Genomic DNA, 21138 nt, shown 5'->3' with positions numbered 1-21138 from the left:
TCCTCACTGACTAAAATTTTGCGGGGCGGATCATACTTCATTCGGGCGCGAGGAACAACACACAACGCTGCATTAACCCCTCAACCACTGTCACTAAGGCTTGCGCTAGTTGCTCTGGTTGATAGCCGACGGCGTAGGGCTGGAGGCTAGCCAAAGCAGCACGCAAAGTGCTGCCGTTAGCCTGCTGGAGAGTCTCCAACAACACCATTGTAAGCGGCGTTAGTTGCATAAATTTGACAGCTTCGTGTTGCTGCCAATGAGGCTGCGAGGTCAACTCACGATAAACCACCAAGCACACAGGTTCAGCTGCGGCAGGCGGTTGTGGATTAGCCGCACTCACTTGTTGCACAGGGTACTGGAACACGCCCAATTGGACACTTGGATTCACCCGGAATTGCACTCTATCGAGTAACTCATTTGCGCTCGGTGCAGGTTCGGCCGGGGCGTTAATAAGGTGCAACGCCTCATAATCCACCTGGGCGTACAAAGCGTCTACTTCCATCCGCTCATACTGCGCTAACTGGGCCCACACCGCGGGTAACGTTTGCTGCGCAAACGCCACAAACTCACGCCCGATATCGGCAAACAGCGGCGACTGCGCGGCGTGTTGCTGCATAAACTGATAGATCAGCTGTTGCCATTGCTGCTCATTGTGCAACTGTCGCAATACCGGGAAGCCACGGCTGATAAAGCTATCTATGTTATTAAAAACCAAGCGCTGATACACAGCTAAACGCCGAGGTTCAACGCCTGGAAGGTTACCTTGGTTAGGAGCACGAATAGCGGCCGCCCACTGTTGCTGCAGCTCACGCCAATCAGGACTCGGTTTGTTAGTTGCCATGCAGCGCCTCACCGAGGGGTTGCAGCTGTTGATCAAGCTCATACAGCTCGTTAAGAAGCTCTCCCAAGGGAGGAATATTGAAATCTCGTTCTAGTACCACCGCAAACGGCCCATGAACCTGCTGAGCTAACTGCAATAACTCCACCACTGCTGGTTTTACCGCAGCACCGTGGGTATCTATGAGTAAATCGGGAGCTTCTTCATGATGCCCGGCAATATGGCCATAGGTAATGCGCGAGCTTGGTAATCCACGAATAAATTGGCGCGCATCGTAACCATGATTGATGCTATTAACGTAAACGTTGTTAACATCAAGCAAGAGCTCACAATCTGCGCCTTGCAAAATGCGCTTAATAAAACTCAATTCATCCAGTTCCGTAGCAGCACTCGCGTAATACGAAATATTCTCGAGTACCAACGGTCGCTCAATAATTTCTTGTACCCGCCGCACCCGCGCAATCACGTGTTCGGCAGCGGCTTCGGTAAAGGGGATCGGCAACAGATCATACAAATGGCCACCGACCGAGCAGTAACTCAGGTGTTCACTGTAGCGGTTGATACTAAACCTATCTAAGAACGCCTTGAGGCGCAGCAAAAAAGTCTCATCTAAAGGATCTTGGCTGCCAATGGATAGCGATAACCCATGGCTGCTGATGGGATAATGGTCGCGCAGATAATCTAACTGGTATTCAGCCAAATTACCGCGCCCCATCCAGTTCTCTGGTGCAATTTCCCATTGAGCCACGGCGGGTAGCTCCGTCAAAACCTGGTCTAAAAATTCCCGCCGTAAGCCTAATCCTAAGGAGGGTATGGGGTTAGGCGTTAGCGTTGCTCGCCGCACTTGCCTTCGCCGCATTTCATTTCTTGCTCAGTTTTACCTTTCTTTTTGGCATCCATTTTTTCGCGCATTTTTTCGCGCATTTTCTCACTCATGGCTTCGCCACATTTGCCCTCACCACATTTACCTTCAGCTTGATGTTTAGCACGCTTTTCTTGATCGGCTTCACCACATTTACCTTCGCCGCATTTCATTTCTTTGTCGGCTTTTTTATTAGCCTTGTCTTTACCACCGCCACGCATTTCTTGCTGTTGCTGAGCTGCTTGCTGGTAGCCACTAGGCAATTCACTAAAACCAAACGGATTAGCTTGCGCCGCGGGTGCAGCAGCACTTGCTAACAAGGCTCCTACAGCTAAAGTAACTGACGTTTGTAGTGCTTTCATAAGGATAACTCCAAGTGATTAATGACGATTGAAAAAAAATCTTGTTACTGAGTATAGACTAGCATAGCGAGTTAAAGTTCGAAATAGATTGCCATAGCAAAAAAAACCCCGCACCAGGCGGGGTTTTCATTATCTAACGAACCTGAAAGCTTAAGCCTTACAGCTTAACGCCACGGTTACTGGCTTTAGAACGAATGTATTGTTCCCAGCTACGTGCTGAGCGACGTTCGTTTTCAAACTTCTGTGCTTCTTTAACTGATGCCAAAGCTTGGCTGAACTTATTCTGATAAAAATAAGCTTCAGTTAATGACATATACACAGCACCGCGTTCTTCAATGCCTAAGTCTAATGCTTTACTGTAGGCAGCAGCTGCTTGAGTGTACATTTCTGCACGCAAATATGAAGTACCTTGGCGACGATATTGGGTTGCTTTGTCAGCGTTAGTTTCTTCTAACTCTGCCGCTTTACCGTATAGGGCCGCAGCACGCTTATATTCACGCGCTTGGTCATAGTTTTGCGCAGCATTTTGCCACAAACGTGCAGTCGGCTCGAGATCACCATTGTTTAGGTGTTTTTCCATTAAGCTTGCTGCTTTATATGGAATCTCGTTGTTACCGTACAGTTGAATCAAGGCTTTGTACTGGCTTTCTTTGTCGAAATAACCGGCTAAGTATGCAACCTCAAGAGTTTGCAGAGCTTTGTCGATTCTCTCTTCCAGCAAGTACATCATACCTAACTGATTCCACCAGTTTTTCTCGTCAGGAATAACTTTCAAACCGGCTTCTAGTACTTTAACTGCATCGCTGTACATTTTGCGTTCGTAATAAGAAGCTACTTTAAGAACATAAGGGTTCTTATTAGGCTCTTCGTAGTTACGAATAGCTAAATCAGCTGGTTGAATGATTTTGTCGAATTGCTTCATCTCGTAGTAAGCGTTAGCAATACGTAAAAATACATCCGGGTCTGCTTCGCCAGAGAATTGCAACCATTTGCCATAATACTGAATCGCTTGGTTGTATTGCTCTAATTGCAGGCTCAAGTCAGCTGTTAGCTTTAATGCAGTGGCTTGGTCGTTCCAGCCTAAGATATCAGCATCGGCCGCGGCTTTCACCAAAGGCAGAGCTTCGTCTAACTGGTCGTTACCCGCATACAAGCTACCTAACAAGCGATTTACAAAGGCTTGATCAAGATCAGAACGAATCGATAAATCTTTAAGTTCTGCAATCGCACCATTGGCATCGCCTGCTTCGTACAACTCAACCGCCGCCATGACGCGACGACCGATACGCTCTGAAATCGCTTCGTTACGACGCGAGTCTTTGCGTTTCTGAATTTCTTCAGCGGTAGGCAAGTTGTAGTTAACGTCTTGCGCTGAAGCAGTAACTGGGGTTACCGCTAAAGCCGCAAACAATACACCAGCGCTAGCTAAGGCTACGAGCTTCTTGTGCATCATCGTTATCCCTCCTCACCCATATTGAAGTCTAGTTGTACAGTTTGGCCAGGCTGACGCACAGCTTTACCATCAACTACCTTCGGCTTGTACTTCCAGCGTAATAGTGCTCGGCGAGCTTCTTGATCGAATACCCGACGCGGGTTCGAATCAATAACCTCCACATCAGTCACACCACCGGTTTCATCGATAGTGAAACGAAGCACTACGTAACCTTCAATGCCATCACGTTGCGCCGCTGGCGGATAACGTGGGTTGATTCGCACAATCGGCGTTGCTTCACCATCGCGAATCATCGCACCACTGGCATCAAAACCTGAATCCGTACCACCAACATCAACATCAAAACCTAAGTCTAAATTTAAGCCTTCTGAATCTGAAGTATCAGGTTCGTTAGGCGGCGTCTCAGGCGGCTGTTGTGGCGGCGGAGGCGGTGGTGGAGGCGTACGACGACGCTGATCCACATCCGAATCCGGTGGATTCGTCACAATTTCAATCGGTGCAGTCGGTGGTGGACCTTCGTTACGTCCCTCACCGCCGCTAATCAAAAAAGCCATGAAAGCGAACAGAAGGAACGTAGCTGCAGCACCTAATAGTATTGATACTATGAAGCGCACCATAATTAATCGTCCTCTGCGGCTATGGATATCTTGTCAATACCCGCTTCCTTGATTTGATCCATGACCTTAACGACAACGCCATGTTTGGCTTCTTTGTCCGCCTGAATCACTACGATATCAGTTGGCTGTTCGGCCAAAAGACGCTCGATGTTTGCGCCTACACGCTCAACATCAACCATACGCTTGTCCATCCATACTTCGCCGTTCGCACGAATAGCGATAAAGATGTTAGCAGAAGGTTTTTTCTCTGCTTGACTTGCTTCTGGCTTGTTCACGTCAATACCAGCTTCTTTAACGAAAGAGGTGGTTACGATGAAGAAGATCAACATGATGAATACGATGTCTAGCATCGGCGTCATATCGATCGCTGCATCTTCCTCTTCACGAAAACGTTTACGTGCCATAATTCTTCTCTCTTAATGATGTGGCAAACTGTCGATTAGCTTGTCTTTGGCCCGACGTACCCGCGCTTCTAAGCGTGATGCGAAGAACATACCAGACAATGCAGCAACCATTCCCGCCATAGTTGGGATGGTAGCCATCGAAATACCCGACGCCATCAGACGTGGGTTACCAGTACCTTGTACCGCCATGATTTCAAAGACTGCAATCATCCCGGTTACGGTGCCTAGTAGTCCGATCAACGGACAAATCGCTACGCAGGTTTTAATCAACAAAATGCGCGCGTTTAGCTTTTCGTCGGCTTCAGAAATCCATGCTTCACGGATTTTATGAGCGTACCACGAGGTGGTATCTTCTCGGGCGTTCCATTTATCAACAATTTCTTGTTTGATTTTAGGAAACACACCGGTCAGGAACCAGTAGCGCTCTATCATGAGTACCCACATGAGAAAGAGCGCTCCCATGACGACGTACAGGACGTCGCCACCGGTACCCAGAAAATCCCTGATAGATTCCCAGAGTTCCATCAGGTATACCATAGGATTACTCCTTCTTCTCCGCGTGAGCGGCGACGATACCTGCAGCTTGCTCGTCTAATACGTGAACAATAGACTTAGCACGCGCTGCCACAATGGCATGTACAAGAATCAGTGGCAATGCTGCAATCAGACCCAATGCGGTGGTAACCAACGCCATTGAGATGTCACCTGCCATGATTTTCGGATCACCGGTACCAAACAAGGTGATTGATTGGAACGTACCGATCATACCAACAACTGTACCTAATAGACCTAGCAATGGTGCAATCGCAGCCAAAATCTTGATGATGTTAACGCCGCTCTCAATGCTCGGAGTCTCGCGCAGAATAGCTTCATCAAGTTTCAATTCTAGGTTTTCGGTGTCAGCGTGTTTGTTCTCTTGATAAACCTTCAAGATACGGCCCAAGGCGTTTTTGCTTGATGGATTCTCAGTGTTTTTCAACTGTGAACGCATCTTCGCGCTTTCTAAGCCTAAGGTTACAAACTTATAGATAGCAATCAAGAAGCCCACGATTAACGCTACAGTAATAACGTAACCTACGGTGCCACCTTGGTGATAACGCTCTTCAAGAGTTGCTTTCTGGGTAGCTAGGTTCAAGATTTGACCACGAGCTGGGTCAATGTATAAACCTTCGTAGCCAGTAGTTGCACTTTCAAATGCGCTAACAGCAGATAACACGAAGCCTTCAGGCTGACGACCTAAGGGTTGAATTTCTTCAGCTGAGTCGTTGTAGTTGAAGTATTCACCGTTAGAGATCAGGTTGAATACACCAATCCGAGTAACGTCACGGTTTTCTGAAGAACCATCAAGCAAAGTAACGTCTGCGTTGAAGGTTACAACTTTACCTGACTGTTGCATCTCGGTTAACCATGCCAACCAAAGCTCTTCTAATTCAGCAATGGTAGGTACTTCTTTCGCTTCAGCTACAGACTCTAGAACGTCTTCACGACCAGGATACTGTGCACTTACGATTGAAGTGGCGATACGACCGATAGTTTCACTAGCTGCACCACGGGCAACACCCACGATTTCACCCAAAGTACCAAGGGCGTTTTGTAGCTCTTGCTCTTTGTTAGCTAATGAAATTTCGTTTTCAGCAAATTGTGTTTGTAAACTTTCGCCACGAGCTTTCTCGTCAGCTAATTGTTTCTTCGCACGGTTTAATAAAGCTTGCTTATCAGCACGAGCGTCAGTGAATTCAGCTTCACGCTCTTTATTGATCTGCTGTGAAGCAGCTCGGTTTTGTTTTACCAGCTCAAGCAACTGCTCAAGAGATTGTGCTTGCTCTTGCGCATAAGCAGAAGTTGCGCCAGCCGTTAATGAGAATGCTGCTGCGACCAGCAAAGATTTCACTAGTTTGTTCATTCTGCACGCTCCGCTGCATAAATTGGCAGTTTGATCAGATCTGGGGCGGTTTGCTTACGCGCCATACGAATAGCTTTGGTTAATGAGCTTAAGTAAGCATCATCAAGCTTTTCCCATGCGCCAGATTCGACGTTATAAATCCAACCGTTTTTCAAATCTAACGATTGTGCCATTAATGCTGCACGGCCTAAGTGGAAGAAGTCTACAGAGATTTCTTCACCTTCGAACTGCAACTTGCCTTCGTATGCAATCAGACCTGAACCGTAGTCCATTTCTGCTTGATAGGCTTCAGTGATTTGACGGAATTGCTCAGAGGTAGCAACGTTAGATGCACCCATGATTTCACGTAAACGTTCAACTCGAGCCAAACGGCGCTCTTTGTGAATTGGAATGTCCAGCTCCACAAACTGCTCCAAAGCGTCGATCATTTTGTACATCAAAGGAACAACGCCTTGCTTCGTTGCTTCGATGCCATCGATCTGGCGCTGTAGAGAAGCCAGTGATGCGTTTTGGTCATCAACCAAACGTTGCACGTGGTCGTTGTAGACTTTTAAGTTCTCATATTCGTCTACAATTCCGCGATATTCGTACAGCATATCTTGGCTTTGCTCAAACAAAGAATTGATCTTTTGCTGAGAGCGTTGATCTGCGGCGTGGATTTTAGCTTCTTCGTTTTGCAACGTAGAAACGTCTTGGGCAGCTACTGTCGCGCTACCTGCAATTGCAAACATACCGATAACGGCAGCAGCAACTTTGCTTTTATTGATTACTTTGGTCATAGTTCCCAACCAATTTGACTTAACTTTAAGCGTAACAGCCTTATGCTGTTAGCCTCCTAGTTATTTGAGTGACGAAAAGAGTTTAATCAACACTTGCAGCTATTACCATTAGGAGTACTAAGGTAATAATGACTCAATACTCCCACGATACAAGTAATCCTGTCAACTACCGATATCAGTTATAGCTTACAGCAAAACCTTATATAATGACGTTTACAGCATCTTAACAGATGCCTATGAAGCACTTTAGTAAATGCCTTCCACTGGCTCGCCAAACTACCCTATTTTAGGGTTTGGTTTGGCTTGCAGATGGAGTACAGTACCTCAATCTAGGTAGTAACCACCAGCGCAAGGAATGAGCATGGCCTCATCAGCATCCTCAGTACATACACTAAAGCATCAGTTAGCTCATTTGCAATCCCAAGTAGAGCAACAATTAGCAGCTTTAGCATTACGCATTGATCGTTTGCAAATTGATGAAGAACAATTCGTCGATTGGTTTGACGCCCAATTGTTTCGGGCCGATGCTACCTGCCCCGCCGACTACTTGGCGGAAGTACGGCTGCATTTGCGTGCCTTAGTGCAACAGCGCCAACCACAGCGCACCGAGTGGCTCAGTGCGCGCATAGCCGACCAACTGCAAGCATTACATCAAGCGGTTGCATGGTTTGAGCGGAAATAAAAGCCAAGCGCTTGTTGCACGTGCGCTGGCAACTCTGGCAAGGCGGCTTTAGGAAGCAAATAAGTCGCCATCGCAAAGAAATCTTTGAACACCCGATTTTGTTCCGTGGTGCGGCGCAGATAATCATGCCCAGAAGAACCACCGGTACCAATTTTAGTCCCCAACATACGCTGCACCATCATCGCGTGCTTATAGCGCCAAATAGTCAGCTTCTCGTCCATTTCTGCTAATCCGGTAATCACCTGATGTGCTAAGTGAAAAGCTGGCTCTTCGCGGTACTGAGTAATAAATAAAGCGCTTAACATGGCCTGCTGCGATAGACGTACCTGGCCATTTTTTTGCAACTCAATATAACGATTGTTATCAAAAAGAGCGGCAAAATTATCCCGATTTGACTGTAATGACGCCAGTTCCGTCGCCAACTGCTCGGGTGTCGCCGCGGTTTCACGAATAATTTTTTCATCATGATCTAATGCAGTAGTCACAGCTTGTTGGTAAGTTTGCCAAAAACTAAAGTCGTTAAACTCTAAAAAAGGCATACGTGCCAACCAAGCATCCACTCGGTCAAATAGACTAGGTTGCTGTTCTAACGCTTCAAGATAAGCACGGTCAGTGTCATTCAGGCGGTTATAAAAGGATTGCTGATCAAAAGCGATACGATGGCCGCGCGTTAACCCGAGCAGAATTTCCAGTTCTTTGAACTGAATACTTTGGAACCCAGAAGCTGGCACCAAATAATCCCGAAACGCCAAAAACTCTTGCGGAGTCATGGTCTCGATAATCCCCACCTGATCATTCATTAAGTCTTGAATGGCCAGCACACGTTTCAGTCGGTGGGCTAACGTATAGAGCGTGCGGTCATCTAATTGGTCGGCTTGCAAAGCTTGATGAATAGAGCGCAACTCGTGCAGAACTTGTTTAAACCAAAGCTCATAAACTTGGTGCACAATAATAAAGAGGGTTTCGTCGTGTGCTTCTGCACCGTATTTGCGGCTATGCGGAGCTTGCGCATCTAGGAGTTTATCGAGCTGTAAATACTCGCCGTAATAAACCGGTTCGATATTTTTAGGCATGGTCATCTCAATTCATTAACTGTAAGTGAATTAAGATAGTGAATTCTTCGTGCGGGAAACTCAAGTAGGATTTTGTTGTTATTGGGTGGCGGCCTCACCAGCCAGCACCCCGGCACACACATCCCTAACTACGGCTGCTCCCTTCCGGGCCTGACCGGGTTCGCCAGTTCGTGTTGCGGGGGGACCAATGAGGCCACCATAACGTCGCGCATTATTACGCAAAGGCAGTTGAGTAGCAAGGCTTGCCGTGTCAACTGCCTATTATTACAGCAACCTTACTATTTTTTGCGCTGTAAGCGCTCAGCAATGGCTTTACGAGCTGTTTCAGAACTCAGTGCTTTGATAAAGATATGGGCTTCGCGCTCAATTCTATCAGCTACCGGTTCATCCTGTTCTTTGATCAATCTTTTGGCAGCGCGTAAGCCAGCCCGAGGCTTACTCGCCAAAGCTGCAGCAACCTGCTCCAGTTCGGCCGCTAGTTGCTCTGGCGCTACGACTTTATTGACCAGCCCATAAGCTAGTGCCGCACTAGCATCAAAGCTATCGCCTAATAACAGTAATTCAGACGCACGCAAGTGCCCAACTAACTTAGGCAGTAACAAACTCGATGCTGCCTCTGGTACCAAGCCTAAATTAATAAAAGGTAGGGCAAAGGTAGCGGTAGCGCTGGCATACACCAAATCACAATGCAGCAAAATGGTGGTTCCGATACCAATGGATAAACCATTAACCCCGGCTACCAAAGGCACGCTAAGCCGACTTAAGGTGTATAAAAACTCAAACGGTGGTGCGCTATCATCCAAATCTTCAATCGATAAGAAGTCATGCAAGTCATTGCCCGCAGTAAAACTGTCGCCCGAACCGGTTAAGATCACAGCTGAAATGCTGCTATCACGATCAGCATCTTGTAACGCTTTGCTAAGTTCAAGATACATGGTTTGCGTTAACGCATTCTTCTTATCGGTTCGGGTTAGTGTTAACCACAACACCCCTTGCTTTACTTCTTGTTTAACAAACCCTGAACTGTGCTTACTCATGTTCACGTTTTTCCCATGCTTTACGCGTGCCTTCGTACACTGGCAAAATTAAATCTAAAGCGGTTTGCCCATTACTTGGTAGCGTTTCGTTATTGTCGCGAATTGGGGTCACTCGTTGGCCCCATTTAATGATGCCGGCACCACAGGTTAGGCCACCACCGAAAACTGCTGACACAATAGTATCACCCGGTTTAACGATACCCTGCTCAACCGCTTCACAAAAAGCGATAGGCAAGGTAGCAGAAGAGGTATTGCCGTATTTTTGAATATTAATCACGGTTTTCTCTTCCGGCACATGACACATCTTGGCCAAGTAATCGATCAGTCGCTTATTCGCCTGATGCGGTATGAGTGAGTCTATGTCATCGGTCGTCAAACCGGTTTCTGCAAACACCTTTTCAACGGCCATGTTCATGCCTTTCACTGCCCGCTTGAAAATCTCTTGGCCAACAAAGTTAAAAGGCATGATGCCGTCAAAGCCAAAGCGGTCAAAACTCATGCCAAACTCTAACGCCAGAACATCGCGGGCATCAGCATCGCAAGTGACGTGAGAGGCTAATAAGCCACATTCTTCGGTAGTTGCTTCCAGCACCATAGCACCAGCGCCGTCACCAAAGAGCACTGCGCTTTCACGCTTGGTCCAATCCAAAATGCGGGTTAAGCGCTCAGCTCCAATGATCAGTACTTTTTTATGGGCGCCGGTACGAATCGCTTGCGTTGCATAATGCATCCCATATAAAAAACTGCTACAGGCAGCATTAAGATCAAATGCCGCAGCATATTTGGCACCCAAATCACGCTGCACGGCTGAGGCGACATTGGGAATAATTTCGTCTGGGGTACAGGTACCAACAATGATTAAATCAAGATCATTGGCATCAAGGCCAGCTGCGGCCAGGGCATTGCGCGCCGCTACTGTGGCTAATTTGGAGGTGCCGACGTAGCTTACCCGACGTTCTTCAATACCCGTACGGGTGCGAATCCACTCATCCGAGGTATCTAAAAAAGTAGCTAAATCGTCGTTGGTCATAATAGCTGGCGGCAAGCATTTGCCCCAGCCGGTAATTTCTGCGTATATTTTCACGTTATATAAACCTATAGTCACCTGTCGTTTTTCGCTATCATAGCACGATTGTTAACAAGAGAAATGTCCGACCATTTAATCAGCTTATGAACTCACGTCAATCAATACGTACGGGCACGCCTAGCGCTGCTACCACTTTCACTACCGAACTTGGTAGTTGGCACCTACAACGCTTTCCGGCGCGCAAGCAAGATCCTTTGCAGGCTTGGGATGCGGCTGATGAACTTATACATAGTTGGCTAGCGACGCAGCGTCCGCAATGGCAGGCACCGCTATTAATTAATGATAGTTTTGGTGCACTACTGATGGCTTGCCACTCTGAGTTACTCACTCCGCCACCGGTCGTTCATAGCTTAACCGACTCTTACGTAAGCCAGCGTGGCTTTCAACACAATAGCAAACTAAATCAGCTGAACCTGCAACTATCGGCTTTAAACCTCTTGCAGCCGCTGCAAAGCTTGCCACCTAGTATTGATCTTGTGCTTTTGAAAATACCGAAAAGTATCAGCTTACTGGAGTTTCAATTAGCAACGCTAGCTACCACACTGAAACCAGGCACCCCCATAGTAGCAGCGGCGAAAAGTAAGTTATTTACTCCTAGCGTGCGGCAACTGTTTGAACGTTACTGCGATAATGTCTCGGTATCCCTTGCCAGTAAAAAGTCTCGCACCTTAGAGGCGCAGCTGAAAGCGGTTGCAGACGCTGAACCTGCCGACTTTATTGATGCATGGCAACTGCCTGAATACGGCCTAGAAATGCGCCATCATGCAGGGGTGTTTGCCCGTAATGCACTTGATATTGGCGCTCGGTTTATGCTGCAACACATGCCCGCTGCGGGCGCCAATCGGGTTATCGATTTAGGTTGCGGTAATGGCATTCTGGGGATTGTTTATGCACAGCAATCGCCTCACAGCCAAGTGACTTGGGTCGATGAATCCTATTTGGCTATGGCTTCTTGCCGCACCAATATCGACTTGAATTTGCCTCACTCTGAAGCTTATCAAACTCGGGTGGACGATTGTTTGAGTCAACAGCCAAGTGCGAGTGCTGACTTGATTCTATGTAATCCTCCATTCCATCAAGAACATGCTGTCACCGAACATATCGCCCGACAGATGTTCCGTGATGCTAAGCGTGTACTGCAACCCAACGGTGAATTATGGCTGGTCGCCAATCGTCACTTACCTTATTATGCTAGCCTTAAGCGTTTGTTTAAACAGGTAGATCAACACGCACAAAATGCCAAATTTGTGATTTGGAGAGCTCGAGGTTAATCATGCTGAAACAGCTTTATTCTCATTTTATTTTAGGTACGTTCCTGCTGACCGCCTTGCTTGCGCCCGCAGCAGCAGAAATTCAACCGAACAACCAGTTTCCGCGAGTGAAGATGGTCACCAGTGCCGGTGATATCGTGGTTGAATTAAACCGTGCTAAAGCCCCGCTCACCGTCAAAAACTTTCTTGAGTACGTTGAAATTGGGAGTTACAACAACACAATTTTTCACCGCATTGTGCCCGGTTTTGTGGTGCAAGGTGGTGGCTACGATGCTGACTTTAAAGCCAAAGTAGAGCGCCCTGCTATTGTCAATGAATCTGGTAATGGGCTGAGCAACAGTTATGGCACCATCGCCATGGCCCGAGTGAGCGACCCGCACTCAGCAACCCGCCAGTTTTATTTTAACGTCGCCGACAATACGAAACTGGACCCGAGCAGCAGCCGTTGGGGCTACGCAGTGTTTGGCTGGGTTGTTGAAGGTGAAGAGGTGCTAGAGCAGCTAGCAGCAACTGAGACCCATGTGTTTCATGAGCCTACCGGTTGGGGTGATGTGCCGCTTGAGCCGCCCATGCTGATTCGTATTGATGTGCTGCCGGCGCTCTAATGTCAGCTACCCCTTGGTATAAAGATTTCGCCGTTTACCGAGAGCCAAGGATCTGGGTGATTTTTGGTTTTGGCATGATCAGTGGTTTTCCGTGGGTGCTGATCGGCTCCATGCTCTCCGCTTGGCTGCAAGAAGCCGGAGTAAATCGAGCCAATATCGGCTTATTTGGTATTGTCTTTATTGCTTACTCCATCAATGCACTTTGGTCGCCTCTCATCGATCGAGTACGCCTACCCTGGCTCGCCCGCCACTTGGGACAACGTCGTAGTTGGCTGCTGGTCTGTTTACTGGGTATTTTGGCAGCAACCGCAGGTTTGGGCTGGCTAGATGTTACTGTACAAACTTGGTGGATCGCACTGTTAGCTGTGGTTATCGCGTTTTTATCAGCAACCCAAGATATTGCTATTGATGCCTACCGCATTGAAAGCTTCGGTGCCCACGAAGCGCGCCTCCAATCCGCTGGAGCCGCCATGGCGACAGCTGGTTGGTGGACTGGTTACAGCGGCCTTGGCGCCATTCCGTTTTTTCTGGTGGATGGCACCCATTGGAACTGGCAACAAGCCTACAGCCTGCTTACCCTCGTGGTGGTGGCGCAAATCTTTTGGGTTATTCTGGCGCCAAACTCCACTCGCTACTCAGCGGTCACCACCCAATTAAAGGCTGGCCAAAGTTGGTTTCACCATACTCTGGTTGCACCCATTGCAGAATTTTTTAAACGCAGCGGCTGGCGATTAGCCCTGAGCATGTTGGCTTTTATCTTTTTGTTTAAGATTGGCGAGGCCTTTTTAGGCCGAATGTCGATTGTGTTCTATAAAGAAATCGGTTTCACCAACGATGACATTGCCATTTACTCAAAATTAGTCACTTGGTGGGTCACCATCGTTTTCGCAATTTTGGGGAGCTTAGTTAATTTACGCCTTGGCATAGTGCGCGGCCTCCTTATTGGTGGTTTAGCCATGGCCGCTTCTAATCTGCTCTTTGCATGGATAGCCGGGGTGGGGCCTAATACCAACCTACTGTTAGCTGCGGTAATCATCGATGGCTTTACCGGAGCTTGGTCTACGGTCGCCTTTGTTGCCTTTATTAGCTTGTTGTGCAATCGCGCCTTCACCGCTACCCAATACGCCCTGCTTGCCTCGCTGGGTAACCTTGGCCGTACCTTACTCTCATCTTACAGTGGCTTCGTGGTAAATGCTCTTGACGGAGATTGGCAGCTATTTTTTGTGCTCACCGCCTTGATGGTGGTTCCTAGCCTATTGATTCTATTAGCACTCCGTAAGCCATTACTGCGTTTAGAAGCAGCTTACCAGCAGGATTCCAATTAACATGCGTTGGGCCGTCGTTGGTAACGGTGCCCTGGGTAGTTTGGTGGCCATCAAACTCCAGCAACAAGGGCTACAAGTGAGCCTGTGCCCACGCCAGCAACCCGCTGTTGGGCATCTGCAACTGAGTTTTTCAAACCAGCACTATCAGTTAATGACCACTTCATTCGAGCAACTTGAGCCTGGAACCTGCATTTTTGCAGCAGTAAAAGCCTATCAAGTGCAGCCTCTACTCGTACAGTTAGCCCAAGCGCAATTGCTAGAGCGCTGCCCGTTGATTTTAAGTTATAACGGTATGCTCACTCATGAACAGCAGTTGTTACCGGCGCATAGTCTCTTTTGGAGCACCACTCACGGCGCCTATCGGCAAGGGCCATTATTAGTTCACGCTGGTGTGGGGCAAAGCTGGCTGGGCTACAGCGTTCCGCAGGCGGCTACGGCTAATAATCCCCCCAGCCCTTGGCTAGTGCCGCAAATACAACAACAATTAGCGGCTGCTTTGCCGCCATTAGCCTGGAGTGACGAGATTAAATTAGTGCGTTGGCACAAGCTCGCCACCAACTGTTTAATTAATGCGTTGACAGTGATTTACGACTGTCCGAACGGCGATCTTTTACAGCTACCCGTACAGCAATTGCAAATGCAACTGGCGACTGAGATCGTTGCCTTAGCTAAGCATGAACAAGTGTCTCTCGATGCTCCGCAACTACTCGCACAGGCGCGCCAAGTGATGCAAAAAACAGCGGCAAATCGCTCGTCGATGCTCAGTGATGTGCGCCAACAGCGACCAACTGAAATTGATTATTTGAATGGATTTGTAGCTCAGCAAAGTGCTCAGTTAGGTCTTGCTGCCCCAGCCAATACCCAGCTGTGGCAGCAACTTACAGAGATTACGCAGGGTTATTTGGGTCTTCAATAAAATCAACCACTTCTAGGCCAAACCCTGACAGCGCTGAATAACGCTTGGGAGAGCTCATCAACCGCATTTGATGGACGCCTAAATCAGCCAAGATTTGTGATCCGATACCGACGTTACGAGAGGCATTAGAGGCGGCCGCCGTTGGCTTTCTTTCGCCACGATCTTCTGCCGCAAAATGAGCAATTTGCTCAAGCATGCCGGCACTATCTTGATGCCGCCCAATAACCACTAGAACACCGCTGTTGGCACCAATAAATTCCATCGCATGAGCGAGCGGCCAGCTGCGCTTAGCAGCGCGCTCAGTGGCAAAGAGGTCATTAAAAGTATCTTGCAAATGAACTCGTACATTCACCGGCTCAGAGCTATTAATGTCACCCTTAACTAAGGCATAGTGGGCTTGTTTATCAATGGTGTCTTGATACGCAATTAACTCAAATTCACCGTACGCGGTGGGCAGTTTACAGTGCGCCTGGCGCTGCACGGTTTTCTCGGTTAACGAGCGGTACTCAATGAGATCAGCAATAGTACCGATCTTGATATCATGCTCAGCGGCAAATTTTTCTAAGTCAGGACGCCGCGCCATGCTGCCATCTTCGTTTAAGATTTCCACGATCACTGCCGCTGGCTCAAACCCAGCCAATCTCGCTAAGTCACAGCCGGCTTCGGTATGGCCAGCCCGATTCAGCACCCCACCTGGCTTGGCTTTCAACGGGAAAATATGGCCTGGCATGACCAAATCGCTTGGCTTAGCATCGGCTGCTACCGCCGCTTGCACCGTACGAGCTCGGTCTGCCGCTGAAATCCCGGTGGTAACCCCTTCTGCGGCTTCAATAGAGACCGTAAAATTAGTGGCGTAAGGGGCGTTGTTTTGATTCACCATGAGCGGCAAACGCAATTGCTCGCAGCGTTCTTCGGTCAGCGTTAAGCAGATCAGTCCCCTGCCGTAACGTGCCATGAAATTGATTGCCGCTGGCGTAACACACTCTGCCGCCAGAATTAAATCCCCTTCGTTTTCACGGTCTTCATCATCCATGAGAATAACCATCTTACCCTGCTTAATATCAGCAATAATATCGGCAGCACTATGTAACGAGCTAGTTGTTGATGGCAAACTGGTCACGATGAAAGGTCTCCTTGGTTCGCGTTGATGGTGGCGGTAATACGAAGATCGGCCCCCACCTGGCGAACATCTCGATAGGTTAAGGTGGGCGCTTGCGCGAGCTGCTGCCATACCGGCAAAGCAAATAAACCTTGCGCACTTGCACCTAATAATTTCGGGGCTAAATATAAAATAAGTTCATCAACCCAACCGGCTGCAATCAATGCGCCGGCCAAGTTCGCCCCACATTCGGTCCAAACCGAATTAATCTGATACGTTTGGGCTAGCTGGTGTAACAGCTCAGCTAAATCTATCTGGCCACTGCTAGTTACTGGCAACTGCAAAATTGTTACCTGCTCCGGCCAAGTTCTGGTCGTCGTCAGTTCGGCACTATGCACCAATAAAATAGGCGCAGCGGTTGCTGTGCTTTCGGTAAAGAGCGGCTCATCACCCTTTAATTTTCCCTGACTATCGATGATCACGCGCAGTGGCTGTTGTTGTACCCATTCGCCGCGCGCCGTCAATCGGGCTTGGTCAGCTAGCACCGTGGTCGCAGTACTCAAAATGGCACTACTTTGGGCGCGAAAACGATGCACATCGGCTCTTGCTGCGCTGCTGGTGAGCCATTGGCTGGCGCCATTTGCTAAGGCTGTTTGGCCATCTAATGATGCTGCCATTTTCAGTCTGAGCCAGGGCCGTTGCCGTTGCATCCGAGCGATAAAACCGCAGTTTAAGGCACGCGCTTGGGTTTCTAACACGCCAACCAGCACCTCAATACCCGCTGCTCGTAAACGTGCGATACCTTGCCCACTCACCAGCGGATTCGGATCTTGCATCGCCACCACAACTTGCGCCACTTGGGCTTTGATGAGTGCATCTGCGCATGGAGGAGTACGACCGAAATGGCTACATGGTTCAAGCGTCACATAGGCAGTGCCATGCTTGGCTGATGCGCCGGCGGCAGCTAAGGCATGTACTTCAGCATGAGGCTCACCGGCTCGTTGATGCCAGCCTTCGCCAACGATCTGGCCGTGCTGCACAATCACACATCCCACCATAGGATTTGGCGCAGCGCTAAACCGCCCTTGCGCAGCTAAATCAAGGGCACGTTGCATATAGAATTGGTGGCACCTAACTGGGGTATTAGTCATTGAGACGAGCTATTTCTTCACCAAATTCACGAATATCATCAAAGGCGCGATACACCGAGGCAAACCGGATGTATGCGACTTTATCCAAGGCTTTGAGGTTTTCCATCACTAAGCCACCAATCATTTTGCTGGTGACTTCACGTTCGCCCGTTGCCCTTAATGACGATTTGACATTCTGCATGGCTTGCTCAATGGCTTCGAGACTAACCGGACGTTTTTCTAAAGCGCGTAATAAGCCACTACGCAATTTATCTTCGTTAAAAGGTTCGCGAGTGCCATCGGACTTTATAACTCGAGGCATGATCAACTCTGCCGTCTCAAACGTCGTAAAGCGCTCTTTACACTCGGTGCATTCGCGCCGACGCCGCACTGAGGCGCCGTCGGCAACTAACCGAGAATCGATGACTTTGGTATCTTGCGTGCCACAAAAAGGACAATGCATAATAACTTTCCTTGCCTAACCTAATGAACTCATCGCCCTAATTCTCGACCAAAGAGTTGCTTATCCGTATACCGGGAAGCGCTTACAAAGGGCTTTTACTTGGTCACGCACGGCACTGATGGCTGCTTCGTCGTTAATATTATCTAACACGTCACAAATCCAGTGTGCCACTTGCTCAGCTTCTGCTTGCTTAAAGCCACGACGCGTAATAGCTGGGGTACCTAGCCGTAATCCTGACGTCACAAAAGGTGAACGCGGGTCGTTGGGTACGGAGTTTTTATTTACCGTAATATAGGCCCGACCTAAAGCTGCATCAGCGTCTTTACCCGTGATATCTTTATCAATTAAATCAACTAAGAACAAATGGTTTTGGGTGCCACCAGAGACAATCTTGTAACCGCGTTCTTGCATCACTTTCACCATTGCATTGGCGTTGGTTAACACCTGCTGCTGGTACGCTTTAAACTCTGGCTCCATCGCCTCTTTGAACGCTACTGCCTTAGCAGCAATCACATGCATTAGAGGGCCACCTTGGCTACCTGGGAACACACCACCGTTAAGTTTTTTGTGCAATTCAGGGTCATCTTTACCTGATAAAATCAAACCACTACGCGGGCCAGCTAAGGTTTTGTGGGTGGTGGTGGTGACTACATCAGCAAAAGGTACCGGGTTCGGATAGAGACCTGCTGCCACTAACCCAGCCACATGCGCCATATCCACTAGCAAATAAGCGCCTACTTCGTCCGCAATTTCGCGGAACTTAGCCCAATCGACAATACCTGAATAAGCAGAAAAACCAGCCACGATCATTTTAGGCTGGTGCTGCAAGGCTAGCTCACGCACTTCGGCATAGTTAATTTCGCCAGTACTTTCATCTAAACCATACTGCACCGCATGGTAGAGTTTGCCAGAGAAGTTCACATGGGAACCATGGGTTAGGTGGCCGCCATGGGCCAAGCTCATACCCAATACCGTATCACCAGCGTTTAAGAGCGCTAAAAACACTGCTGAGTTAGCCTGTGAACCAGCATGCGGTTGCACGTTCGCATAGCAAGCGCCAAACAACTGCTTGGCTCGCTCAATGGCTAAATCTTCAACCACATCAACAAATTCACAACCACCGTAGTAACGTTTGTGCGGATAGCCTTCTGCGTACTTATTGGTTAACTGCGAACCTTGCGCTTGTAACACGCGTGGGCTGGTGTAATTTTCTGACGCAATAAGTTCGATATGCTCTTCTTGACGTTGTACTTCATCGGTCATCGCTTGCCACAACTCAGCATCATAGCTAGCAATGTTCATCTCATGTTTTAACATCAGGGCTCCTAACTGCAGCAGCTGCCGGAGTGACAGCGGGTTATTGGAAATATCTGTGCGCTAGTTTACCAATATACTTGGGTTAGCGCCAACTTAAGGGTTAAAATAGTCCATTAAGATTTCACCCTCACAAGGAACATGGGCAGTTATGGCACAATATATCTATTCGATGTCGCGGGTCAGTAAAGTCGTCCCGCCGAAAAAGACGATTTTAAAAGACATTTCGTTATCTTTCTTTCCTGGCGCAAAGATTGGGGTATTAGGTTTAAACGGCGCTGGTAAATCCACCCTGTTACGCATCATGGCAGGTATCGATAAAGAAATTGAAGGCGAAGCCCGACCGCTCGCTGGTATTGAAATTGGCTATTTGCCACAAGAACCACAATTAGACGAAGACAAAACTGTCCGTGAAACCGTAGAAGAAGCCGTGGCTGACGTGAAAAATGCGCTAGCTGAGCTCGATCAGGTTTATGCAGCCTACGCTGAAGAAGATGCTGACTTTGATGCTTTAGCGAAAAAACAAGGCCAGCTAGAGGCTATCCTGCAAGCTAAAGACGGTCACAACTTAGACAATATGCTAGAGCGTGCAGCTGACTCGCTTCGCTTACCGCCGTGGGATACCAAAATCAAAGTATTATCGGGTGGTGAACGTCGCCGCGTAGCCATTTGCCGTTTGCTACTGAGCAAACCTGATATGTTGCTATTAGATGAGCCAACTAACCACTTGGATGCTGAATCGGTCGCTTGGTTAGAACGTTTCTTACACGACTACGAAGGTACCGTGGTTGCCATTACCCACGACCGTTATTTCTTAGATAACGTGGCGGGCTGGATTTTAGAGCTTGACCGTGGCTATGGCATCCCTTGGGAAGGCAACTACTCGTCTTGGCTAGAACAAAAAGAACAACGTCTTGAGCAAGAAGAGAAACAAGAAAAAGCTCGGCAACGCAGTATTAAACAAGAACTTGAGTGGGTGCGGCAAAACCCTAAAGGGCGTCAAGCAAAAAGCAAGGCGCGGATGGCTCGGTTTGAAGAACTGCAAAGCGGTGATTACCAAAAACGCAACGAAACCAACGAGCTATTTATTCCACCAGGCCCACGCTTGGGCGATAAGGTACTTGAAGTTCAGCACTTGCATAAGGCCTACGATGGTCGGGTACTGATCAATGACTTAAGCTTTAGCGTTCCTAAAGGGGCTATTGTTGGCATCATAGGTCCGAACGGTGCCGGTAAATCAACGCTATTCCGCATGATCACCGGTAAAGAGCAACCCGATTCTGGTACCCTTGAATTAGGTGACACCGTGCAGTTGGCCAGTGTCGATCAGTTCCGTGATGACATGAATGACAAAAATACCGTGTGGAAAGAAATCTCCGATGGCCAAGATATTCTCCGCATCGGTAATTTTGAAATTAATAGCCGCGCCTATGTGGGTCGCTTTAACTTCCGTGGTAACGACCAACAAAAACACATTGGTGAGTTATCAGGGGGTGAACGTAATCGGGTGCATTTAGCCAAGCTATTAAAAGCTGGTGGTAACCTGTTACTCTTGGACGAACCGACCAATGACCTTGATGTTGAAACCCTACGTGCGCTAGAAGAAGCCTTATTAGAGTTTCCTGGCTCAGCTATGGTGATCTCGCACGACCGTTGGTTCTTAGACCGGGTAGCTACCCACATTCTTGATTATCGTGATGAGGGCGTGGTGAACTTCTACGAAGGGAACTATTCTGATTACGAAGAGTATATGAAAAAGACCCATGGTGAGCATGCTATGGAGCCGCATCGTACTCGTTATAAGCCGATTGGGGTGTAAGTTATATCAGGTTAGCTTCAACCAACACAACGCCTGCCAGAATGACACTGGCGGGCGTTTTTTTCAGAAGCTTCTAGCCATCACTAAAACGGGTAAGCC

At 48.2% G+C, this 21138-nt stretch carries 22 protein-coding genes and 1 other RNA gene; 6 read left to right on the top strand and 17 right to left on the bottom strand.

Translation table 11 applies throughout. From position 1 onward, the window contains the following. Nucleotides 1-37: 37 nt before the first annotated feature. The 9 genes from ACQ661_RS06935 to ACQ661_RS06895 form a co-directional block, all read right to left on the bottom strand. Entirely contained in the window at nucleotides 38-841 is an 804-nt protein-coding gene (locus tag ACQ661_RS06935) for an HvfC family RiPP maturation protein (protein WP_431668004.1), read from the bottom strand. Beyond that, the gene (locus tag ACQ661_RS06930; RefSeq protein ID WP_431668003.1) at nucleotides 831-1697 is read right to left on the bottom strand and encodes an HvfB family MNIO-type RiPP peptide maturase; all 867 of its coding nucleotides are present in this window, start codon (nucleotides 1695-1697) and stop codon (nucleotides 831-833) included. Before ACQ661_RS06930 ends, ACQ661_RS06935 begins: the two co-directional genes overlap by 11 nt. After that, nucleotides 1664-2062, bottom strand: a complete 399-nt coding sequence (locus ACQ661_RS06925; protein ID WP_313932677.1) for an HvfA family oxazolone/thioamide-modified RiPP metallophore — start codon at nucleotides 2060-2062, stop codon at nucleotides 1664-1666. Before ACQ661_RS06925 ends, ACQ661_RS06930 begins: the two co-directional genes overlap by 34 nt. A gap of 157 nt (nucleotides 2063-2219) precedes the next feature. After that, nucleotides 2220-3515, bottom strand: a complete 1296-nt coding sequence (locus ACQ661_RS06920; RefSeq protein WP_258306500.1) for a hypothetical protein — start codon at nucleotides 3513-3515, stop codon at nucleotides 2220-2222. A gap of 2 nt (nucleotides 3516-3517) precedes the next feature. Continuing rightward, nucleotides 3518-4132 carry an energy transducer TonB gene (locus ACQ661_RS06915; RefSeq protein WP_431668002.1) on the bottom strand — a complete coding sequence of 205 codons (615 nt, stop codon included), beginning with the start codon at nucleotides 4130-4132 and terminating at the stop codon, nucleotides 3518-3520. A gap of 2 nt (nucleotides 4133-4134) precedes the next feature. Beyond that, the gene (locus ACQ661_RS06910; protein WP_092855554.1) at nucleotides 4135-4536 is read right to left on the bottom strand and encodes an ExbD/TolR family protein; all 402 of its coding nucleotides are present in this window, start codon (nucleotides 4534-4536) and stop codon (nucleotides 4135-4137) included. 12 nt (nucleotides 4537-4548) lie between these two features. Then, nucleotides 4549-5073, bottom strand: a complete 525-nt coding sequence (locus ACQ661_RS06905; RefSeq protein WP_110074724.1) for a MotA/TolQ/ExbB proton channel family protein — start codon at nucleotides 5071-5073, stop codon at nucleotides 4549-4551. 4 nt (nucleotides 5074-5077) lie between these two features. Continuing rightward, a complete protein-coding gene (locus ACQ661_RS06900) occupies nucleotides 5078-6439 on the bottom strand; it encodes a MotA/TolQ/ExbB proton channel family protein (protein WP_110074725.1) in 1362 nt (453 codons plus the stop codon). Further along, complete coding sequence (locus ACQ661_RS06895) at nucleotides 6436-7218, bottom strand: DUF3450 domain-containing protein (RefSeq protein WP_110074726.1); 783 nt, start codon at nucleotides 7216-7218, stop codon at nucleotides 6436-6438. The genes ACQ661_RS06900 and ACQ661_RS06895 overlap by 4 nt, the downstream gene beginning before the upstream one ends. 361 nt (nucleotides 7219-7579) lie before the next feature. On the opposite strand from ACQ661_RS06895, the gene priC reads away from it, so the two are divergent. Beyond that, on the top strand, nucleotides 7580-7900 hold the full coding sequence (priC, locus tag ACQ661_RS06890; protein ID WP_431668001.1) for a primosomal replication protein PriC: 321 nt from the start codon (nucleotides 7580-7582) through the stop codon (nucleotides 7898-7900). On the opposite strand, the gene ACQ661_RS06885 is transcribed toward priC, so the two are convergent. From ACQ661_RS06885 to ACQ661_RS06870, 4 genes are all read right to left on the bottom strand, one after another. Continuing rightward, nucleotides 7870-8973 (bottom strand): tryptophan 2,3-dioxygenase family protein, encoded by a 1104-nt coding sequence (locus ACQ661_RS06885; RefSeq protein WP_431668076.1) that lies wholly within the window; start codon nucleotides 8971-8973, stop codon nucleotides 7870-7872. The genes priC and ACQ661_RS06885 overlap by 31 nt on opposite strands. A 92-nt stretch (nucleotides 8974-9065) precedes the next feature. Continuing rightward, nucleotides 9066-9163: signal recognition particle sRNA small type (gene ffs / locus ACQ661_RS06880), an RNA gene on the bottom strand. Between the two features lie 88 nt (nucleotides 9164-9251). Continuing rightward, a complete protein-coding gene (locus ACQ661_RS06875) occupies nucleotides 9252-10010 on the bottom strand; it encodes an enoyl-CoA hydratase (RefSeq protein WP_431668000.1) in 759 nt (252 codons plus the stop codon). Next, on the bottom strand, nucleotides 10003-11094 hold the full coding sequence (locus tag ACQ661_RS06870) for a ketoacyl-ACP synthase III (RefSeq protein ID WP_313932680.1): 1092 nt from the start codon (nucleotides 11092-11094) through the stop codon (nucleotides 10003-10005). The genes ACQ661_RS06875 and ACQ661_RS06870 overlap by 8 nt, the downstream gene beginning before the upstream one ends. Nucleotides 11095-11180: 86 nt before the next feature. On the opposite strand from ACQ661_RS06870, the gene ACQ661_RS06865 reads away from it, so the two are divergent. Genes ACQ661_RS06865 through ACQ661_RS06850 form a run of 4 tightly spaced genes read left to right on the top strand, consistent with a single transcriptional unit; the run spans nucleotide 11181 to nucleotide 15214 of the window. After that, nucleotides 11181-12368 carry a methyltransferase gene (locus ACQ661_RS06865; protein ID WP_431667999.1) on the top strand — a complete coding sequence of 396 codons (1188 nt, stop codon included), beginning with the start codon at nucleotides 11181-11183 and terminating at the stop codon, nucleotides 12366-12368. 2 nt (nucleotides 12369-12370) lie between these two features. After that, nucleotides 12371-12973, top strand: coding sequence for a peptidylprolyl isomerase (locus ACQ661_RS06860; protein ID WP_110074731.1), 603 nt, complete (start codon nucleotides 12371-12373; stop codon nucleotides 12971-12973). Beyond that, nucleotides 12973-14298 carry an AmpG family muropeptide MFS transporter gene (locus ACQ661_RS06855; RefSeq protein WP_110074732.1) on the top strand — a complete coding sequence of 442 codons (1326 nt, stop codon included), beginning with the start codon at nucleotides 12973-12975 and terminating at the stop codon, nucleotides 14296-14298. The genes ACQ661_RS06860 and ACQ661_RS06855 overlap by 1 nt, the downstream gene beginning before the upstream one ends. Nucleotide 14299: 1 nt before the next feature. Continuing rightward, on the top strand, nucleotides 14300-15214 hold the full coding sequence (locus ACQ661_RS06850) for a ketopantoate reductase family protein (RefSeq protein WP_431667998.1): 915 nt from the start codon (nucleotides 14300-14302) through the stop codon (nucleotides 15212-15214). Here the strand turns inward: ACQ661_RS06850 and ribBA are convergent. The 4 genes from ribBA to glyA all read right to left on the bottom strand — a co-directional run bounded on the left by ribBA (nucleotide 15186) and on the right by glyA (nucleotide 19223). Next, a complete protein-coding gene (gene ribBA, locus ACQ661_RS06845; protein WP_418055301.1) occupies nucleotides 15186-16259 on the bottom strand; it encodes a bifunctional 3,4-dihydroxy-2-butanone-4-phosphate synthase/GTP cyclohydrolase II in 1074 nt (357 codons plus the stop codon). The two genes, ACQ661_RS06850 and ribBA, sit on opposite strands and share 29 nt — an antisense overlap. Before the next feature lie 71 nt (nucleotides 16260-16330). Next, nucleotides 16331-17464 carry a bifunctional diaminohydroxyphosphoribosylaminopyrimidine deaminase/5-amino-6-(5-phosphoribosylamino)uracil reductase RibD gene (gene ribD / locus ACQ661_RS06840; RefSeq protein WP_153826707.1) on the bottom strand — a complete coding sequence of 378 codons (1134 nt, stop codon included), beginning with the start codon at nucleotides 17462-17464 and terminating at the stop codon, nucleotides 16331-16333. Continuing rightward, complete coding sequence (gene nrdR, locus ACQ661_RS06835; RefSeq protein WP_110074736.1) at nucleotides 17457-17906, bottom strand: transcriptional regulator NrdR; 450 nt, start codon at nucleotides 17904-17906, stop codon at nucleotides 17457-17459. Before nrdR ends, ribD begins: the two co-directional genes overlap by 8 nt. Nucleotides 17907-17966: 60 nt before the next feature. Then, nucleotides 17967-19223, bottom strand: a complete 1257-nt coding sequence (gene glyA, locus ACQ661_RS06830; protein ID WP_110074737.1) for a serine hydroxymethyltransferase — start codon at nucleotides 19221-19223, stop codon at nucleotides 17967-17969. Between the two features lie 148 nt (nucleotides 19224-19371). Between glyA and ettA the strand changes: the two genes are divergently transcribed. Beyond that, on the top strand, nucleotides 19372-21039 hold the full coding sequence (ettA, locus tag ACQ661_RS06825; RefSeq protein ID WP_153826708.1) for an energy-dependent translational throttle protein EttA: 1668 nt from the start codon (nucleotides 19372-19374) through the stop codon (nucleotides 21037-21039). Nucleotides 21040-21138 lie beyond the last annotated feature (99 nt).

This window comes from Pseudidiomarina sp. WS423 (assembly GCF_050750165.1).
Taxonomy (GTDB): domain Bacteria; phylum Pseudomonadota; class Gammaproteobacteria; order Enterobacterales; family Alteromonadaceae; genus Pseudidiomarina; species Pseudidiomarina fusca.
The sequence above is the reverse complement of the archived record's forward strand: the minus strand, read 5'-3'. Positions and strand labels throughout refer to the sequence as shown.

Excerpts from the sequence above, each read along its gene's own strand:
- ACQ661_RS06935 (WP_431668004.1), bottom strand. The coding sequence starts at position 841 with ATGGCAACTAACAAACCGAGTCCTGATTGGCGTGAGCTGCAGCAACAG.
- ACQ661_RS06930 (WP_431668003.1), bottom strand. The coding sequence starts at position 1,697 with ATGCGGCGAAGGCAAGTGCGGCGAGCAACGCTAACGCCTAACCCCATA.
- ACQ661_RS06925 (WP_313932677.1), bottom strand. The coding sequence starts at position 2,062 with ATGAAAGCACTACAAACGTCAGTTACTTTAGCTGTAGGAGCCTTGTTA.
- ACQ661_RS06920 (WP_258306500.1), bottom strand. The coding sequence starts at position 3,515 with ATGATGCACAAGAAGCTCGTAGCCTTAGCTAGCGCTGGTGTATTGTTT.
- ACQ661_RS06915 (WP_431668002.1), bottom strand. The coding sequence starts at position 4,132 with ATGGTGCGCTTCATAGTATCAATACTATTAGGTGCTGCAGCTACGTTC.
- ACQ661_RS06910 (WP_092855554.1), bottom strand. The coding sequence starts at position 4,536 with ATGGCACGTAAACGTTTTCGTGAAGAGGAAGATGCAGCGATCGATATG.
- ACQ661_RS06905 (WP_110074724.1), bottom strand. The coding sequence starts at position 5,073 with ATGGTATACCTGATGGAACTCTGGGAATCTATCAGGGATTTTCTGGGT.
- ACQ661_RS06900 (WP_110074725.1), bottom strand. The coding sequence starts at position 6,439 with ATGAACAAACTAGTGAAATCTTTGCTGGTCGCAGCAGCATTCTCATTA.
- ACQ661_RS06895 (WP_110074726.1), bottom strand. The coding sequence starts at position 7,218 with ATGACCAAAGTAATCAATAAAAGCAAAGTTGCTGCTGCCGTTATCGGT.
- priC (WP_431668001.1), top strand. The coding sequence starts at position 7,580 with ATGGCCTCATCAGCATCCTCAGTACATACACTAAAGCATCAGTTAGCT.
- ACQ661_RS06885 (WP_431668076.1), bottom strand. The coding sequence starts at position 8,973 with ATGCCTAAAAATATCGAACCGGTTTATTACGGCGAGTATTTACAGCTC.
- ACQ661_RS06875 (WP_431668000.1), bottom strand. The coding sequence starts at position 10,010 with ATGAGTAAGCACAGTTCAGGGTTTGTTAAACAAGAAGTAAAGCAAGGG.
- ACQ661_RS06865 (WP_431667999.1), top strand. The coding sequence starts at position 11,181 with ATGAACTCACGTCAATCAATACGTACGGGCACGCCTAGCGCTGCTACC.
- ACQ661_RS06860 (WP_110074731.1), top strand. The coding sequence starts at position 12,371 with ATGCTGAAACAGCTTTATTCTCATTTTATTTTAGGTACGTTCCTGCTG.
- ACQ661_RS06855 (WP_110074732.1), top strand. The coding sequence starts at position 12,973 with ATGTCAGCTACCCCTTGGTATAAAGATTTCGCCGTTTACCGAGAGCCA.
- ACQ661_RS06850 (WP_431667998.1), top strand. The coding sequence starts at position 14,300 with ATGCGTTGGGCCGTCGTTGGTAACGGTGCCCTGGGTAGTTTGGTGGCC.
- ribBA (WP_418055301.1), bottom strand. The coding sequence starts at position 16,259 with ATGGTTATTCTCATGGATGATGAAGACCGTGAAAACGAAGGGGATTTA.
- ribD (WP_153826707.1), bottom strand. The coding sequence starts at position 17,464 with ATGACTAATACCCCAGTTAGGTGCCACCAATTCTATATGCAACGTGCC.
- nrdR (WP_110074736.1), bottom strand. The coding sequence starts at position 17,906 with ATGCATTGTCCTTTTTGTGGCACGCAAGATACCAAAGTCATCGATTCT.
- glyA (WP_110074737.1), bottom strand. The coding sequence starts at position 19,223 with ATGTTAAAACATGAGATGAACATTGCTAGCTATGATGCTGAGTTGTGG.
- ettA (WP_153826708.1), top strand. The coding sequence starts at position 19,372 with ATGGCACAATATATCTATTCGATGTCGCGGGTCAGTAAAGTCGTCCCG.